The organism is Streptomyces sp. T39, assembly GCF_008042045.1.
Taxonomy (GTDB): domain Bacteria; phylum Actinomycetota; class Actinomycetes; order Streptomycetales; family Streptomycetaceae; genus Streptomyces.
The window spans coordinates 47,953-65,692 of record NZ_RDBP01000029.1 but is presented as its reverse complement, the minus strand read 5'-3'; the positions used below and the strand labels follow the sequence as shown (position 1 = coordinate 65,692).

Genomic DNA, 17,740 nt, shown 5'->3' with positions numbered 1-17,740 from the left:
TCTTAGACCGTGTCCTACGTGGTGAGGCGGACGAGTCGCTTGTAGCAGCAGATGGCGGCGGCGAGGCCGAGAAATGCCAGGTAGTTGCGGGGATGGCGTTCGTAGCGGTGGTTGAGGCGGCGGTAGCCCGTGAGCCATGACATGGTCCGCTCGATCACCCACCGGCGCCTTCCGAGCCGTTCCGATGACTCGATGCCCTTACGTGCGATACGGACTCCGATCCGCTTGCCACGTAACCATTTCCGCAGCTCAGGTACGTCGTAGGCCTTGTCCGCGTGGAGCTTGCGGGCCTTGTAGTGCCAGCCGCGATGGGGATCGTGTCTCGATTGGAGGCCAGCAACCATGGACTTCAGCGCTTGGCTGACGTGGGTGTTGGCCGCGGAGACGCCGACGACCAGGGGCAGCCCGTTCGCGTCCGACAGGACGTGCATCTTGGAACCCGCCTTGCCCCGGTCCACGGGGCTCGGACCTGTGAGTTCGCCCCCCTTTTGGCCCGCACGTGCGCGGAGTCGAGCACCGTCCGGGACAGGTCGAGGAGGCCGCACTCATCGATCCGGTCGAGGACCGCCTCGTGAAGCCGGCCCCACACGCCGGCCCTCGACCAGATCATGAACCGTCGATGAGCAGTTGACTTCGACATCCCGAAGCACGGCGGCAACGCCCGCCAGGCACAACCGCTGACCAGCACGTAGACGATCGCGGCGAACACCGTCTCATCAGGCGTGTCCCGAGTCCCACCGCCCTGCGACCGCACCCTCGACGGAGGGATCAACGGCTTCGCGATGTCCCACAGCCCGTCCGGAACAATCCAACTCCACGTACCCCGCCCCATAAGCGGACCAACGATCGCCTCACCACGTAGGACACGGTCTAAGACCCTCGAAGGGCTGTGAACAGCGCGAGCCGCGCCAGTCAGCGCTCCGGCTCAACGTGCCGATACCAGGCGCTGCCGCCGAGCCAGCCGTTGCTGTTAAGTCGCACTCTGGAACGAGGCCATACCCCGAGCCGCCCATCGACCCCGCCTAGCGTGACCGATCCACCCTCCCGCCGCCTCGCAGACCGCCTGAGAGGAGGTGCCCGCTACCTCGCAGGCTTGCCCAGACGCACGCCGACCGGTTGCTAGAGGCTTGCCCAACGCCGCGCAGGGCTTGCCCAACCGACCACCGGAGGCCTGCCCTACACACGCGAAGGCATGCACCTGCTCTCTTAGCGAGGTGGCATGCCTTCGGGCAGCCGCGCTGAGGAGACTCCAAGGGAAGGGGACGCGTCCTGCTTTACGCCCTGCGCCTCGCCCCACACCCTGTCTTCTCGCCATGGCACGGGTGTGCGATCATCGCGCTCTCGGCCCGGTCTGCTGGTGGTTCTCGCATCGAGCGGATACGAGGCCGCCACACATTCATCCGACCGGTCCTGGGGGGGGAACGGCATGCTCAACCGATTCCGCATGCGCGAAAGACGCGCGCCGCGCCTTGCAACGACGCTTGCGCTGGCCGTGCTGCTGTCCACACTCGTCCCGTCCGGAGCAGCCTGGGCCGGCCCTGACGCCACCGTCACGGCGGCTGCCCCACCGCCACCCGCACCAGCCTTGCGCGCTGTCTCCGAGCCCGCCGCCTCAGCGGCAGCGTCACCAGGCGCCGCAAGGAACGCGGGCACCAGCGACAATGAGCAGACGCCGGCCGACGCACCGGCGTCGGCAGAGTGTGAGCCCCTCGCAATCGCCCCGTACAACGACCCGGGCACGGCAGTCGGCCGTACGACGGTCCCGCCGGAGACGTCCGCGTGCTTCGCCATCAGCGCCGCGCAGCCCGGCATGCACAGAGTCCTGCTAAAGGCGTCCGGGCCCGACATCTACCCCCGTGTTTTCGACGGAGCGGAAGAAGTGGAGTGTCACCATCCCAATTGGGGTGAGGGCTGGTGCGACCTGCCGCGCGCTGGGGACTTCACCCTCCAGATCGTCAACATCGGCTGGCCCGATACCCCAACAGTGACGGTCAGCGTCACCGCGCTGCGGACCACGGAAGGTTGTAAGCCGGAGATCGGCACCGCCTTCGACCAGCCGGAGCTCATAGCTACGGCACTCAGTCCCCTGGCCCTCATATGCCAGCGCTTCACCGGCCGGCCCGGAGAGCGCATCCTCGCGGAGGCCGAAACAGTCCGCCATGGCTCGGCCACGACGTGGATCACGAACGACACCGGTGAGCGGATCTGCCCCTCCAGAAACGAAGACGGCAGCCTCGGCTGTACCCTCCCCGGCGACGGGCCCTACCGCGTCCTGACCCATGTCAGGTCCGCCGAGGGCGACTTCCCCGCCGACTACCGGCAGACGATTCGGCGCCTCTCGGACCCGGCGGGCTGCGCACCCGCCTCGGTGAACGCCTGGGGCGCGCCGCCGACGGCCGCCGCACCAAGTACGGGCTGCCGGGTCTTCCATGCTCCTGCCGCGGGTCGCTACGACATCTACCGCGTGGCGTGGGAGGAACGTACGCGGCTCACCGTTTACGACGCATCCGGCAAGACGGTCTGCAAGTCCTGGCTGGCCTGCACGCTGCCCGCCGCCGGTACCTACACGCTCCTCACCAAGGACGCCGTGCTGATCCTCGACCGTGCCTCCGCCCAGGGATGTACGCCGACGGAACTCCGTACCGTCGACGCCACCTTCGCCGTCGCAGGTGAGATCGACTGCCTGATCCTGCCGTTGCCCGCGGGCGCCCACCTGGCCGTGCTGAAGCCGCTCAGTAGCCCGGGACCGCACCCGGACGTCGTCGTGGTGGACGCCGGCGGCACGCATGTGTGCGACTACTCGAGTGACTCCACCGGTACCTGCGAACTGACGGGCACCGCCCCGTTCCGCGTGCTGGTTTCCAGTGACGAGACCGAGCCCGGCACCGGTCCCTACCGCCTGGTCCTGTACCGCGCGGACCAGGAGAGCTCATGCCCCGTACTTCCTGCAGGCTCCTTCAGTGCGGACAGTGCCGCGTCCCGTCTCAGTACGGGCGATGGCGTCTTCACTCATTGCCTCACTATCCCGGCGGACGATCACAGTGTCGGGGAGATCCTTCAGCTGAACACCGTCTCTGGTACCTCCACCGCGCAGTTCGCGGTCTACGGACCCGACGGGCGGGAGAAGTGCTCGACCTATCCTGCCCGCTCCGCCTGGACGAGCTGCGACCTGACCGCGGGCTCCGCGTACACAGTGCTGTTCACCGGCCGGGACACGCCGGCCTCCTACACCCTCACCCGGCGCGACGTGACCAGCACCGCCAAGGGCTGCACCACCACCCCGGCCATCGCAGTGGGCGGTCCTTCCACCGGTGGCACCCCGCCCGCCCCCGGCGACCTGCTCTGCCACCAGGTGACCACCAGCGACGCGGGAGACGCCCTGCACCTCAATGTCCGTGACCCGCTGGGCACCATCAGCGTCCTGGCGTTCGACGAGCAGGGCGACGTCGGGTCCTGCAGCTACCGCAACACGGCGTGCGCCGTCACCGGCTCCACCGCCTACCAGGTCATCCTGACCGTGCCGACGTCGCAGAAGTCCGCGGACTCCTACCGTCTCGATGCCCTGCGGATCGCCACCTCCGACGGCCCGGCGCCCGAATGCGTGCGGGTGCCGAACGTCAGCTACGGGCACGGGCCGCTCAACGGCGCCCTCGACGAGCAGCACACCGCCACCTGTGCGGCACTGCCCACGGGGAACAGCGACTCGTTCGACATCGACATCACCGACACGTCCGGAGCCACCACGACCGCGGTCCCGGCTCTGTACGGCACCTCCTCCCTGTACGAGGGATGCCGCTACTTCGTCCCAGACGGCTACGTCTGCCGCGTCGCCGAGTCGGGCCCATACGGCGACTCAGCCCCCAGCATCCTGGTCATCGGGCTCCCGGAGAAGGCACCCCGAACCGACTACCGCGCTGAACTCCGCTGCTCCACCACTCTCTGCGGCGCGGAGACGATCAGCGTCGGGAAGGTGACCCCCACCAACGGCACCGGCGGCTCGAAGGTGACGGTCCAGGTGACGGGCACAGCTCTGCACGAGGGCACCAAGGTCAGGATCGAGAACGCCGACAAGACGATTGAGTCGACGACCACCTCTGTGTCCGCCGACCGCCGGACCCTGACCGCCGTCCTCGACCTGACAGGCGCCGCCCCCGGCGCCTGGACCCTCAGCGTCATCACCCACAACTCCCGGCAGTACAGCCGCGGCACGTTCACCGTCACCCCGGGACCGGTGCTCAACACCGCCGTACCCGTCGTGAAGGGCGCGGCGCACGTCGGCTCGCTCCTCACGGCCGGCACCGGCACCTGGATCCCCGCACCGGACGCGTACACCTACCGGTGGAAGGCAGACGGCCAGCCCGTCGACGGGGCGACGAGCGCCACCTGGCGGGTCCCCGCCTCGCTCCTCGGCACGGACATCAGCGTGGAGGTCACGGCGAGCAAGGCCGGACGCCCCAGCGGCACGGCCGAGTCCGCGGCGCACACCGTGACCGCGGCACGCCGGGACCACACCGGGACGGGTGGCCGCCCGGACGGGCCCGGTGACCTGCTGACGCTCACCTCCGGCGGCGTCCTGGCCTTCCGGCACGGCGCGCTGCCCGGCACGTTCACCGGTACCACCGGCGCGTCGGGCTGGTCCGCCAAGGTGACGGCGGTCCCGTTCGGCGACATGAACGGCGACGGGTGCAACGACGTCCTGGTCCGCATGACCGACGGCACTCTGCGCTCCTACCGGCCCGGCTGCGGCCAGGCGGTTGCCCCGGCGTCGCCGCACATCGTGCTCGGCGGAGGCTGGGGTGCCTACGACGTGCTGACCTCCCCCGGTGACATCACCGGCGACGGCCGCGCGGACCTGATCGCCCGCACCCCCGCGGGTGACCTCTACCGGTACGAGGACGACGGCAGCGGCAAGCTCACGCCCCGGGTCAGGCTCGGTGGCGGCTGGCAGATCTTCAACTCCGTCGTCGGCGTCGGCGACATCACCGGCGACGGCAGGGGCGACCTCGTCGCCCGTGACACGGCAGGCGCCCTGTGGCGCTACGACGGAACCGGCAGCGGCACCTTCGCCGCCCGGGTGAAGCTCGGCACCGGCTGGCAGATCTTCAACACCCTCGTCGGTACCGGCGACATCACCGGCGACGGCACGTCCGATCTCGTCGCCCGTGACACCGCCGGCGTGCTGTGGCGCTACGCGGGCACCGGCCAGGGCAATTTCGCGGGCCGGGTGAAGATCGGCGGAGGCTGGCAGACGTACGCCTCCCTGTTCTGAGCCCCTCCCCCGCTCACGACACGGCCGCCCGGCAGGCATTTCCCTGCCGGGCGGCCGTGCTCGCACCCGGTGCCTGCCGGGCGGCTCGTCGACCGGACGCCGCGGAAATCAGATACGGCCGTGCTCCGGAACCTGCGTCTCGCACCGGTCGCACAGCACCGGACGGATCCGCCTGCCCTCCCGCTGCGAGCCCTCAGCACCGCATCGTTCTCGCCCTGGCTTCGCTCTGCCGGGTCTGCAGCTCCCGTGGCTGCCGCCACAGCCCCCTGCCCGAGTGCGCCACCGGACACCGCACCGACCCGTCACCGGACGATCACCTTTTCGCCACGCGAGAATCTTTCGGTCGTATGTTCCCTGACGTGGCGGAGGTGTGGCCTCCGCCACAGGCGGCGGTCGGATACGAACGCATCATTGCGCTGTCCATCAGACAGATCAGGGGGAATCAATGACGCGTGCCACGCACATCACTGCCGTGCTGATCGCCGCACTTGCGGCGACGACTCTCGCCGGCACCGCCAACGCCGCAAGCACGTCGCCCGAGAGCGACGACGCACAGGTCGCAAGCCCCAACGAGCAGGGCCTCTTCGAGTTGTACTCGACCCCCGCACCGGGACAGGTGTCCGCGATGAGCTGGTCGGGGTCTCTCACTGGCTGGGGGCCGGGGAACCACGAGTCCCATCACTGGGCCGACAACGACTACACGGAGGTCCAGTTCACCGACTGCACGGTGTCCTCGGGAACCGGACTGTCCGTCAGCGTGAAGCTGTGGCAGGCGATCCCCTTCAACCTCGACAAGGACATGGGCAACAAGACCTTCGCCAACTGCTTCAACGGCTACAGCGCCAGCTCCCGCGGCGCGTGGAACGCCTACTACGCCGACGGTGACAACAGGTACTTCACGCTCCCGGCGATCAATGGTTCGAGCACGATCCGAACGACGGTCTCCGTGCGCCAGGTGTACGTCGACACCACTGCGGCAGACTGACCACCGCGCCAGCCGTACCCGGGCCGGGAGAGCGGCTTCGCCTCCCGGCCCACCCTTCCAGCGAAGATCGGTGCCCCGTTGACGTTCCGAGCCCTCCTGCGCTCCTCCGCCGCGCTGTGGACCGCCCCCGTCTGGTGCGGGATCGTGGCCTTCTACTTCTTCTACGCCCTGCACCTCGAGGACCCGTACGAGGAAGTGGTCGGCGGGCCACTATGGGGCGCGCAACAGGTGAGCATCGCGCTGAACTACTTCTACGCCTTCTCCTACGCGATCACTCTGGGCCTCGCCGTCTGGGAGGGCGGGCGACTGCGGCAGGACCGCGTGTGGGACCTGGCACCCGGACGGGCACGATGGGCCGTGGCGGCGCAGACGCTGGCGCCCGTGCTGGGGGCAGGGTGGGCGATCCTGCTGCTGCCCGTCACCATGCGCATGGTCGAGACGGGGCTCGTGCCGACGTTGCCCGCGCTGTCCCCCCTCCTCATGGGGATGGGCATCGTGTGCGCGTACGCCGCGGTCGGCTGTGTACTCGGGCACCTCACACCACGGGTGATCTCCGCGCCCGCCGCTGCCGTCGCCGCCTACTACGTGATCAGCAAGACCAGCACGTACAGCAATCCGGTCTGGCCACGGCACGTCTCGGGGCAACTCAGCACCAGCATCGCCTTCGGGGAGCACTACTCGGCCCCCACGGTGCTCGCCCCCCTTCTCTTCGCCCTCGCCATCGCCCTGGCGGCCGTGGTGTGGTGGAGCTCTCCGCGTCTTCCCCTGCGGCTCCTCGCGATGGTGACGGCTCTCGTGACCGCTGTCCTGAGCGCACGGGCGGCGTCGGGCTGGGGCGTGGTCGACGGCCCAGTCAGCGCGGGTCACGCGCCCGCCCGCTGCGTCGGGACGGCGCCCCGGGTCTGCATGGCCGATTCGGGGGGAGCGATCGAGCGACTCGGTGATGTGCGGGCAGAGGTCACCAGCTCCCTGCAGGAGCTCCGGACTGCCGGCATCGGTGTCCGCGTCCCGTCAACCGTCACGGACGGTTTGCTGTACGAACGCGGCAGCACCCGGCCGCGTTCGACGCCCTCGACCTGGTGGCTGCCCTTGACCGCTCAGGCCGAGGCGGCGAGCCCCGGCGGACGCCTTCCCGGAATCCGCCTGTCCGTCCTGCTCAGCTCCGTGACCTTCCCCTGCTCGTTCCCCGGGCAAAACGCCCCGGGCCACTCTCCCCACTGGATCGTCAACCACGACGCCGCGATGCTGTGGGCCGCACATGCCCTGAACGTTCAGGACCCGTACCTCCAGAGGCGGGTCGACGAGTACGGCCAGTTCGCGAACGGCGCCGAGGTTCTGGCGAAGGTACGCGAACGCGCCGCCGAGGGCCTGGCACTGCCCACCGCCGCGCAGCGTACGGCGTGGTTCGAGCAGGAGCAGGCCAGGGCCTGCCGGTTGGCCCCGGAACCGTCCGGCGCCACTGCGGGCACAAGTCCACGGGGAGCGGACTCGTGATCTGGTGGTGCAAGGGGCGCCGCGTCACGACGGTCGTCGTGCCAGGGCTGCTGGCCTTCGTGCTGCTCGCCGCCCTCGCGCACGGCGACTCGGTGACCCTCCCGGGTCTGCTGACTCCCGGGGACAACCTTCTCTTCCTCATGCATCTCACGCCGCTGATCGTCACCGGTGTCCTCGGGCACAGCCTCGCCCAGCGGCTGCCAGAAGCGGAGGATCTGTCAGCGCGTCCACTCCCGCGGTACGACATCGCACTGGCCTTCCTCACCGCCACCGCCGCGGCCTCGGCCGCCGCGCTCGTCGGGGCGCTCGGAGACTCACCGACAGCATTCGAGGCCGCGCGGAACACCCTCTTCCTGACCGGCCTCATGCTGACGGCGGGCGCTGTGCATCCGCAGGCCGCGGTGGTCGCCCCCGTCGCCTGGGTCTTCATCGCCGCCTTCGTCGGCTATCGCGATGTGCGACGCCCCTGGCCATGGGCAGTCACTCTGCATCCCGCCGGCTACCTGCCGACGTTCCTCCTCTGCGTGGCGGTCTTCCTCTGCGGCCTGGCCGCCCTCCGTCACACCCGCCGCCATCCCACCGCCTGAAAGGCCCGTCAGCCTCGTGTCCATCGAACTCGACGCCGTCTCATACGCGTACGGGCGCCGATCCCGCAGCATCCTCTCCGTGTTCAGCTACACCGTCCCCGATGGCTTCACAATCCTCCTCGGGCCCAACGGAGCCGGGAAGACGACCGCGCTGAAGCTCGCCGCCGGGGTGCACCAGCCCGATCAGGGAACGGTCCGATTCGGGCCGCTGGCCTCAGACTCCAAGGCGTTCCGCACGAAGGTCGCCTGGATGCCGCAGACGGTCACCGCCATGACCGGCCTCACCGCCCGCGAACAGGTCTCCTACACCGGCTGGCTGAAGGGAATGAGCCGCCGGGCCGCCTGGGACGCCTCCCTGGGCGCCCTGGAACGGGTTCGGATGACGGAACACGCCGACACCAGGACGAAGCGGCTCTCCGGTGGACAGCTACGCCGCGTCGGCGTCGCCTCCGCGCTGGTGCACGGTGCCGAGGTCCTGCTCCTCGACGAGCCCACCGCCGGCATGGACCCCACGCAGCGCCGGGTCTTCCGCGACCTCGTCCTCGGGCTGGCCTCCCGGGACATACGGGTGCTGCTCTCGACACACGACGTGGCCGACCTCGCGGAGGAAGCGCACCATGTCACCACCCTCGCCAGGGGGACGATCACTTTCTCCGGCTCCGCAGCCGCGTTCCTCGCACACGCGCCGGATTCCGCGCCGGCAGCACGCCGGGCCGAGGCTGCCTACACGGCATTGACCGAAGACGGGGCGTGGTCGTAGGCCGGCAACGCAGCGCCCCGATGCGTTCGACGTCAGGACCTGGCCTGCTGAGCCGGGAATGCTGTTCAGGTGAGCAGACCTGGCCGGTGGCGCATACTGGGCGGGCCGAAGCCCGAGTTGCTCATGCCGGTGAAGGAGCGGGCAGCACATGCCCGCGGCAGCGACGGCGGTCGACGGCACCCGTCATCACCCGTCAGGACACCACTAGCTCGCTCCTGCGTTTCCCCTGCGAGCGCGGTGTCTTCTCCCCCACCCGGCGCGGCTCGAGGGTCCGCGGATCGACCGCCTCGCCCGGGGCGCCTTCTTTGTAGAGGCCTTCGGGTTCGTTGGGGCGGTCGTGCGGGATGAGGAAGAGGATGCGGCGCTGGAGCGAGCCTCCGGCACGACGACCCGGATCCCGAAGCGTCGCACGCCGAGCCGGAGACCGTGGCACTGACGCGCATCCGTCTTCGCACGATCACTGTCCCTGCAGGAGATCCGGGGCGAGGTTCCCTTCCGCGCACGGCGCAGCGCCGGGGTTTCCGGCGGGGTGCATGTTTCCTGGCGCAATGCTGGCCGGACCATACCGTCGACCTGTGACATCCTGATCGTCAATGAACTGATGGTCAGACCGGCGGATGTGCGAGCTCAGGGGGAGAGCGATGTCGTTCGATGAGGAGTGGGCGAGCCTCAAGGAGGCCGCGCTCGCGCGGCGTCGGGATGCCGCGCAGATGCAACTCAACGGGGTGCCGGTCACGGACACAGGTTCCCGTGGGGCGGGTGGTGCAGGGGGCGGATACTCCGTCAGTAAGTCGTCGATCAACGGCAGCTCGCACCTCCTCATGGAGATCGCCGGTCTCCTCTACAAGGGCCGCATGGACGGCGAGAATGCCACTCAAGCCCGGGTTCCCCGCGCCCACGACGAAGTGGCCGCGCAGGTCGACACGCTCGCCCGTTTCGCACAGGACCAGTACGACGACATGGTCGCTCTCCTGGCGTCCCTCGCCACCAAGCTGCAGGCAGCGGGCAGCAGTTACGTCACCGTGGACAAGGGCGTGCAGGGCCGCATGGATTCGATCCTCGACTGCGGCACCTTCGTCCCGCCCGAAAGCAGGTGACCGGCGATGGCCTATCACGCGGACGTCGCCTTCCTCGAAGAAGCGAATCCGGCACTGATCGACCGGAACGCCGCCGAGTTCCGGCGACTGCACACGCTCCTCGAATCCACCGACGACGCCTTCCGCAAGGCGGGGCGGATCGCGTGGGTGAGCTCGGCGCGCGATCGGTATGCCAAGCGGCTCCAGGAAAGCCGCTCGCTGGCCGATGGTCTATCGGACGCGTTCCGGAAGGCCGCGGCAGCGCTCGCCACGTACGCTGACGCCGTCGCGACCGCGAAGACTCACTACCGGAACGGCTGGGCTTCCGAGAGCAAGCTCTCCGAGGTCATGGCCAGGGAAGCGTCGGCCATCACCCCCACCGCACGGGCGGCGGAACCCCTGCGTCAGTGGGAAGACCTGCGCGCCAGTACAGGCGTCATGGACTGGCTCGCCGAGGCGACCGTAGACGTGGACGCGATCCGTGAGGACGCCGAACGTCTCTACAACCAGACCAAGGACCACTACGGAGATGCACTGCGAGTGGAGTCCGCCGCCCGCCGACTGTGCGTGGCCGACCTGAAGGCGGCCTACAAGGCGATACCCGAGTTCAAGGGCACGGTGCCCGACATGACGGCGTTCCTGAAGGGCCTCGGGCCACTCCAGACGGAGGCTCTGGAAGCCAGGGGCACCCCCGGGACCCAGTTGCCGGGAGCAGGCCCCAAGATCGACTCGATCCCCACCGTGGGTGAGCACGTGTACATGTCGGAGGCGCTGTTCCGCATCCAGACGCGGGTGAACAGTCTGCCGGACGGCGTGGGCAACAACTACTGGTGGCTGTCCACGTCGGACGAGGACCGTCGCGAGTACATCGCGGCCAACAAGGAACTCCTCAAGGCCGCAGCGGCGGATTCCGGACTCCCCCCGGAAATGGTGGCAGGCATAGCCTGGAAGGAAGTGGCAGGTGACCCCGGCCTGCTGGACGACGCGGCCTTCGAAGGCCGCAAGATCCTCCCCGGCAGCGAAGACCCGGACCGGACCTCCATGGGGCCCATGGCCATCCAGATCCGTCGCGCCGCCGAAGTCCTCGGCTACGACCCGGAAACGCTGACGGACACGCAACGCGCTGTCGTCGTGGACGCCGTCAAGGACCCCGCGACCAACATCTTCATCGCCTCCGAGTACCTGGCGCAGCTCAAGGCGGAGAGCGGCTTCGCCGACGTCCCGCCGGAGAAGATGACACGCGAGCAGATGCAGGAACTCGCCGCCCGCTACAACGGCGGCCCGTACTACGAGAGCGCCGACGCCCAGCGCTACGGCCGCCAATTCGATCAGCACCTGGACGATGCGAAGGAGTCCTTGCGGTGATTGCCACACAAGCAAGCACCACCCCTGGGCATCCTGCCGAACGCCGCGGCGCAGGCCGCATCGGAACCATCACGTGCGGGGTTCTGATCAGCGTGGGACACCTCGCCTCCGCGTATCTGATCCTGCTCGCCTACATGGTCGAGCCCGGCACCGCGGAGACCACCACGCACTCCGGCGTCGCGGCCGGCCTGGGGGCGGGCGTCACCACGGTCACCGGCATCCTGACGCTTCTCTTCGTCAAGGCAGGCTGGCTGCGCCGCTGGTGGTTCATCGTGCCCGCACTGATCGCCCTCACCGCGGTGCTGCGCCTGACGGTGTTTGCACCGGCAGGTTAACCACACGACGTGGACCTGCCCGAGAGCCGCCTGATCTGGCTCCGCAACCCCAACGTCGTCCGTCTCCTGCGGGGCCTGGCCACCGGCAGCATTCCGCTCACCCACGACGGGCTGCACCAGGAAACCCCCTGGCGAACCGTTACCCACCTGCGTGACCTGCTGATGGACAGCGGCGTCCTCCCGCGAGTCGACCGGCAGCTCCTGCTCTACAAGCGCTGGCTGACCGAACGCCTCGCCAGCATCGAGGAACCCGAACACCACCAGCTTCTCCGGCACTTCGCCATCTGGCACCAGTTGAGGCGCCTGCGGGCAAAGGCCGAGAAGGCACCCCTTGGGACGCTCCCAGACCAACCACACCAAGCAGGAAGTCACCCAGGCCGGCGCCTTCCTCGCACGGCTCGCCGACCGGGGGCGCACAATCGGGCAGTGTCAGCAGGCCGACATCGATGCACGGCACACCGAAAGTCCGGCCACCCGCCGTCCGTCCCGGTCATTCCTGCGCTGGTGAGGACGAGGGCGGCGGCAACGCGGGCCCGCCGGGGGCAAGGAGACGTCATCGAGAACCCGGCGGAGGATCGCGAGCCGGCGGTGCTGGTGCAGCGGTTCCAGGTGCTGGGTGATGACCGCGGGCGGCAGTGTGAGGCGGGGCATCCGGCCGGTCCTCATGCAGCTCACAGCGGTCCTTTCCCGGCCGTCAGCCCGGACAGACGATGAACCCGGTCAGCCTGCAAGTCCACCTGCGTGAGATCCGCGTCCCTCCGCAGCGCGGCAGGACCTCCGCGATCCGTCAGCTCGTCCGCCAAGCCCAGGCCCCCGTCATCGCGAAAGCACTCGGCTGTCACAACAAGACCGCCACCCGCCTGGTCACCGAGGCCGGCGGAACCTGGGGCCGATACGCCCCCGGTGACCCCACACACGGTGAGTCGTCGCGCCGCTCCAGCCGGCATGCCTCGTCACTCGGGAAAAGTGAAGCCCAATTCGCGCAGGCGGGGCAGGCAGGCTTCGAGGCACTGTTCCACCGACGCAGCGTCGGTACGCACGAGAATGTCATCACGCAACGGAGCGCCACTGGCCACGAACGTCCAGGGCTTCCGCCTCTCTGCCATCCGCTCAGCATCAGCCTTGAACAGCACGGTTATGCCCTGCTCGGCCAACGCTTCCATGATCGCGGCAATGTCCACCGGTGACCCCTCCAGACGTGGCTCGAACACACCACGGTGAGCCTATCCGTCCGAGAACAGACCAATAACACTGGCCTCGCCACCCAGAGTGACCAACGAGAGCCGTCCAAGCAGGAACGCGCAACACCTCACCATGTGGGCCTACCAGTCCCGAGGCCGGAGAGGCCCGCGGTTTCAGGAAAACCGAAGTGTGTTCAGCGGGAACTCGCGGGTCGGTCCGTGTGCATCAGCTGCGCGAATCCGTGGGTTCGGCGCGAACCGTGGGGTGGGCTGCGAGGCGGCGGGCTTCGGCGGTGACCTCGGCATCCACCTGGTCCACGGTCCTGTCGCCGTATTCGAGGATGTCGTACTCGTCGTCGAGTTCAGCGAGGCGCTCGGTCAGGGGCAGCCCGTGTCCGTGGCGCTGGTGAATCCGGAAGGTGAACTCCCGAGGTGTGAGCTCTCCCATGAGCATGCGGCGTGCGAGGGCTCGGGCGACGGCCTCCTGACCGGCCTCGCTGCCGACCGGATAGAAGGCGAGGCCGAGTTCGTCGAGTGCTTCGGGAAGCAGGTCGTGGACGTCGTAGTCCGCCTCGGCGCGCGTGCAGGCGGCGAGAATCCGAAGGCCGGGGGTGTCGAGTCCGGCGACGAGCGCATCACAGGCAGCGTTCACCACGTCGCTCGCGCGGATTTCCCCCATGCTCCAGAGAGCGGCATGGTCCTGGAGAGCGATTGCTGCTGCTTCGGTCGGCATCACTCATCCATGATTCCCTTCACGGCACGGCCAGGTCGACCGGATTTCATCGAAGGTGCTGTTCAGCGGGCTCTCGGCGAGCTGCTCACCCGTCCTGTCGTCCGCCACGGTCGTTGCCGCTGTCTCCGTTCCCCGTGGCGTCGTGGTGGCCAGCCAGCACTCCCCGCGCCACCACCGCGTGCCGCGGGGCCAGTGCTCCACCCGCCCGCGACGGCCGGTGCCGGCACCCGCTCAGACGGCATCGGGGCCCGGCCGCTTCTCGGTGCGGCGCCTACAGCTCGAATTCCAGGTCGATCACGTCCGTCAGCTGCACTTCCTGGAGCGTTCCGGCGCGTCTGCCGTCGTCCTGGAAGTAGACCTCTTGCAGGGCCTGGGCGGTGAGCCGGCGCAGCTGGTCGTCGCCGGCTCCTTGTTGCTGGGCGTCGAAGAGGCGGGCTGCGTGCTGTGGGGGGAGCGCGACGGTGAGGTGGCGGATACGTCCGTCGTCTGTGGTGCCTGGGGCGCCGGTGTATCCGAGGCGGGCCTGGACGCTGATCATGATTCCGTCGGTGGCTGCGGCTCTGGCGCGTGCCTGGGCGCGGATGCGTGGCTGCCAGCGCGTTTTGACCTCGCGTTCCAGGCGGGCGGCGAGGTCGGGACGTGGTTTCCTGATCTCGTTTTTGACGTAGCGTTCGACGGTGCGCTGGGAGATCCGCAGCAGTTGCGCGACGGCTCGTGTGCCTTTCATCTGGCGTACGAGGTAGCGCATCTGTGCGCCGGGTGTTCTGGGTGCGGGGCGGGTGAAGGCGCGCTGTACGGCAGCGTCGAGGCCGGTGGCGAAGTCGGTGCTCATGGTGGCTTCCTTCTACCGGCCGCTGTCGTCACGGACGTCGCCGGACTTGATGTAGCGGGCCAGGTTCAGCTCCGGGGCCTGGTGCTGCTCGCGCAGGCCCTCGCCCCACAGGACCTCCTGCGTGCCTTCGTGCTTGACCAGGCCCGGGTTCACGCCGAGCTTGAAGCCGCCGAGCAGCGGCTTGCCGTCCCGGTAGGGGACGACGTCCAGCGGGCTGGGTCCGTCGGCTGCGTAGACGACGCAGTCGGAGAGGATCGCGACCGGGTACCGGCCGGTCGCGGCAGCATGCTTGACGATCTTGCGGTGGAGGTTGATGCGGGTGCGGGCGATCACTGCTGCTCGGATGTCCGGCCGCCACGTCGGACGGGACAGGGCGCGCCACGGCTGTCCGGGGCGCCATGCCTCGCCGCGGGGGCGTTCGCGGAGCTTGCCCAGGCCGCCCTTGACGGTGGCCTTGACGGCGGAGACGACGATCGCGAGATCGGGGTCGCGGGTCTTGTGCCCCTGCATCGCGGTGAGGAAGTCGGCCGGGGCCAGGTCCGGGGTGACGCCGAGGTCGGCCATGGTGGCGAGGTAGGCGTCGCGCAGCCGGGCGTACCAGCCGTCCAGATAACGGCCGGACTCCGGCCTGACGTAGGCCTCGCCGGGGGCGACGTGGTAGCCGAGCTCCACCGCGTAGGCGACGGTAGGCGTGGCATACCAGGCCGGGCCGGTCGGGGACTCGCCCCTCGGCGTGAACGGCGACGGCAGCAGACTGCCGTCCAGCCCCGTCCACTCCTTGCCGATCTTCACCCGGGACAGGTCCACATGGCTGAGGTCGACCAGCCAGCTGCCGGGCAGCTTCGGGTCGAACACCGGGTTCGTGACGTGCACGGGCGCGCCCAGGCCGACATTGAGACCGTTGGCGCCGGCGGCGAAGGCCATGTTGACGTCGATGCCGACCAGGTGGGTGCGCATGCATTCCTCGTCGGTGAGCGGCCGTGCCCAGTCGTAGGCCTCCTCGTCCAGCTTCTCGGCGGGGCCGCGGACATGGAAGCGGGGCAGGTCCGCCAGGAGCGGGTGCCCGTCCGGGGCCTCGCACGGGGCGCAGTCCACCGGGTCGGTGCCCAGGCTGCCCGGGTTGTGCTGGGAGTGCCGGCGGCCGTCGGCGTCGGGCTGCGAGGCGCGGGTCGGCGGGTGCAGCGCGGTCATCAACTCCAGCCCGGTCACCGCGGTGGAACCGCGCGGGGTCAACACCCGGGCCGCGTAAGTGCCCAGCACACGGGCGAGGTCCGCGGGCGGCAGAGCGGCCGCGCTCCCCCAGTGCCGGGCATCCAGCGCGTTCCACGACGGGATGCACAACTGCACGCACGCCCGCTCCGAGCCGGTCGCCGGGCGATAGATCCGCGCCCACGGCCCGAACCCGCGCTTCGTCAACTGCCACTCGGCACGCGCCAGCTGCTTGACGGCCTGGTGGCTCTCCGGGATCCGGCCGGCGATCCGCTCCTCCTCGCCGAGCGTCACGGGCAGGCCGTAGTGCTCCAGCGCGGGCGCGGTGAGCACGAGCAGCGGGTCGGCATCCTTGCCAGGGCCGGCCAGCCGCGGCGCGCCGAGGCGGGCCTCGGCAAGGGTCCACTCCACCAGCGACGGCAGGGACCCGGCAGGCACGTCCAGGACCAGGCCGCCCGTGCAGTACGCCAGCACCTGCCCGTCCGCGTCGACGTCGATTACGGCGAGCGGCCCGTTCTCGAACCGCGGATCCGCTGCGCCCGACGGGGCACCGGCCGCAGCCGGCTTCCGTGCCGCGGGCCGACGGGAAGCCGGGGTGGATGGAGCAGTGCGATCGGTGCGAGCGGGCCGGGGCGCCACGGCCCGCTCCGCAAACCCGGCATTGCCCTCACGCCGCTCCGCCGCAGGAACGACCCGCCCCGAAGCGGGCACGACAGCCCGCCCGACAACCGCTTCGCCCGCCGTCCCGGGCGCAGGAGCCGGGTCGGGTGCAGGAGCGGGAGCGGGAGCGGAGGCGGGGGCAGGGGCGGGGTACAGCTCCGCCAGCTTCTCCAACAACCGGGCGTAAGCCTCACGCTCCGGCGGCACAGGCTCGATCCTCCCCGCCTCCCATCCGGAGACCGTGGCTCGCTGCACCTTCAGCGCGACCGCCACCTGGTCCAGGGTCAGGCCGTGAGCCTGGCGCAGGCGCGTGCGTTCCTCGAGGGCCGGCAGCGGGACCTGGGACGCGATCAGCGCGTCCACCGCATCGAACAGCTCACTCGCCACATCGCCCCTGCGACGGCTCGCCCCTTCCCCACCTGCTCCGGCCGTGGGTCGCTGCGCCACCGCAACAGGCACCCGCTCCTGCTCCGAGGCGTCCTGCGTCTGCGGGCCGCACACATACACCCCCGCCCCCTGTCGACTGACCACCTGCCCAGCCTCCTTCAGCAGCGCGATCGACCGGTAGACGGTCTTGGGATCCACCCCGTAAGCAGCAGCGAGCTCCCGCGTGCTCGGCAGCTTGCTGCCCGGCCGGAACTCGTCCGCGGCAATACGCCGGCGCAAGTCGTCGACGATCCGCCGAATCGGTGGAGGCTCGTGCCCCCCAGAAGGCTGTGACATAGCCACACCCTAGCAACTTCAGACACGAAGTTCCGGCAGCCAGCCCCATCCCGCCCACCACTCACCTGGCACACCAGTAGAAAGGACACAGGCCAACGGACGTCATCGAACGATCCGTCGACGCAGGGCACACACACAACTGCACACCCAGCACCCAACTTCAGACACGAAGCTCGGACGGGGGCTGGCCTCGGTTCCATCCGAGGAGCGCGCACGTCTCAATGACGACGGCGACGGTGACGGACACCAGGCACAGGCTCCGGGAGAAGACCAAACACCTCTCATTCCTCAAGGAATGAGGCACTTCATGCATCAAGTTGACCTTGGTCAGCCAGTTGCAAAAGCGGCCATCAAGGTGTCCGCTCGGACTTCCAGTTCGGGCGTCAGAGCCCCATCCTCGGCCAGCCTGACCCCATCGCCGCCGACCGTGCGGGCAAGCCGAACCTCGACCTCGCAGTGCTCGCCGATCAGAGGATACGAGTACCAGCCGTCTGGCTTTGTTCACGGGTAGCGGTTCTGGCTCAACTTCTG

General features: G+C 69.4%; 13 protein-coding genes and 2 pseudogenes. 8 read left to right on the top strand and 7 right to left on the bottom strand.

Features of this window, described 5'->3' with window-relative positions:
* Positions 1-14: 14 nt before the first annotated feature.
* Positions 15-832, bottom strand: a protein-coding gene (locus tag EAO77_RS20930; RefSeq protein WP_147989824.1) for an IS5 family transposase whose coding sequence is annotated in 2 segments (ribosomal slippage) — positions 15-490 and positions 490-832 — 819 coding nt in all. Because the reading frame shifts where the segments join, the coding sequence is not laid out codon by codon here.
* 1,047 nt (positions 833-1,879) lie between these two features.
* Here EAO77_RS20930 and EAO77_RS20925 point away from each other — a divergent pair.
* The 5 genes from EAO77_RS20925 to EAO77_RS20905 all read left to right on the top strand — a co-directional run bounded on the left by EAO77_RS20925 (position 1,880) and on the right by EAO77_RS20905 (position 9,095).
* Positions 1,880-5,269 carry an FG-GAP-like repeat-containing protein gene (locus tag EAO77_RS20925; RefSeq protein ID WP_187283337.1) on the top strand — a complete coding sequence of 1,130 codons (3,390 nt, stop codon included), beginning with the start codon at positions 1,880-1,882 and terminating at the stop codon, positions 5,267-5,269.
* 445 nt (positions 5,270-5,714) lie between these two features.
* Positions 5,715-6,254, top strand: a complete 540-nt coding sequence (locus EAO77_RS20920) for a hypothetical protein (protein WP_147989822.1) — start codon at positions 5,715-5,717, stop codon at positions 6,252-6,254.
* Between the two features lie 78 nt (positions 6,255-6,332).
* Positions 6,333-7,748, top strand: coding sequence for a hypothetical protein (locus EAO77_RS20915; RefSeq protein ID WP_147989821.1), 1,416 nt, complete (start codon positions 6,333-6,335; stop codon positions 7,746-7,748).
* Positions 7,745-8,335 (top strand): hypothetical protein, encoded by a 591-nt coding sequence (locus tag EAO77_RS20910; RefSeq protein ID WP_147989820.1) that lies wholly within the window; start codon positions 7,745-7,747, stop codon positions 8,333-8,335. Before EAO77_RS20915 ends, EAO77_RS20910 begins: the two co-directional genes overlap by 4 nt.
* Positions 8,336-8,351: 16 nt before the next feature.
* Positions 8,352-9,095, top strand: coding sequence for an ABC transporter ATP-binding protein (locus EAO77_RS20905; protein ID WP_147989819.1), 744 nt, complete (start codon positions 8,352-8,354; stop codon positions 9,093-9,095).
* Between the two features lie 193 nt (positions 9,096-9,288).
* Here the strand turns inward: EAO77_RS20905 and EAO77_RS39495 are convergent.
* Positions 9,289-9,471 (bottom strand): annotated as a pseudogene (locus EAO77_RS39495) (DUF6009 family protein); the annotation flags it as partial.
* Between the two features lie 265 nt (positions 9,472-9,736).
* Between EAO77_RS39495 and EAO77_RS39490 the strand changes: the two are divergent.
* The 3 genes from EAO77_RS39490 (at position 9,737) to EAO77_RS20885 (ending at position 11,871) form a co-directional block, all read left to right on the top strand.
* Positions 9,737-10,192 carry a hypothetical protein gene (locus EAO77_RS39490; RefSeq protein WP_222723686.1) on the top strand — a complete coding sequence of 152 codons (456 nt, stop codon included), beginning with the start codon at positions 9,737-9,739 and terminating at the stop codon, positions 10,190-10,192.
* Between the two features lie 6 nt (positions 10,193-10,198).
* Positions 10,199-11,536 carry a hypothetical protein gene (locus EAO77_RS20890; RefSeq protein ID WP_147989818.1) on the top strand — a complete coding sequence of 446 codons (1,338 nt, stop codon included), beginning with the start codon at positions 10,199-10,201 and terminating at the stop codon, positions 11,534-11,536.
* A 92-nt stretch (positions 11,537-11,628) separates the two neighbouring features.
* Positions 11,629-11,871, top strand: coding sequence for a hypothetical protein (locus tag EAO77_RS20885; RefSeq protein ID WP_147989817.1), 243 nt, complete (start codon positions 11,629-11,631; stop codon positions 11,869-11,871).
* A 953-nt stretch (positions 11,872-12,824) separates the two neighbouring features.
* Here EAO77_RS20885 and EAO77_RS20880 read toward each other — a convergent pair.
* From EAO77_RS20880 to EAO77_RS41400, 5 genes and pseudogenes are all read right to left on the bottom strand, one after another.
* Entirely contained in the window at positions 12,825-13,052 is a 228-nt protein-coding gene (locus EAO77_RS20880) for a hypothetical protein (protein WP_147989816.1), read from the bottom strand.
* A gap of 226 nt (positions 13,053-13,278) precedes the next feature.
* On the bottom strand, positions 13,279-13,785 hold the full coding sequence (locus EAO77_RS20875) for a hypothetical protein (RefSeq protein WP_261994065.1): 507 nt from the start codon (positions 13,783-13,785) through the stop codon (positions 13,279-13,281).
* Between the two features lie 271 nt (positions 13,786-14,056).
* Positions 14,057-14,617 carry a telomere-protecting terminal protein Tpg gene (gene tpg / locus EAO77_RS20870; RefSeq protein ID WP_147989815.1) on the bottom strand — a complete coding sequence of 187 codons (561 nt, stop codon included), beginning with the start codon at positions 14,615-14,617 and terminating at the stop codon, positions 14,057-14,059.
* A gap of 12 nt (positions 14,618-14,629) precedes the next feature.
* Positions 14,630-16,873, bottom strand: coding sequence for a telomere-associated protein Tap (tap, locus tag EAO77_RS20865; protein WP_261994064.1), 2,244 nt, complete (start codon positions 16,871-16,873; stop codon positions 14,630-14,632).
* A gap of 123 nt (positions 16,874-16,996) precedes the next feature.
* Positions 16,997-17,209 (bottom strand): annotated as a pseudogene (locus tag EAO77_RS41400) (GntR family transcriptional regulator); the annotation flags it as partial.
* Positions 17,210-17,740: the final 531 nt, after the last annotated feature.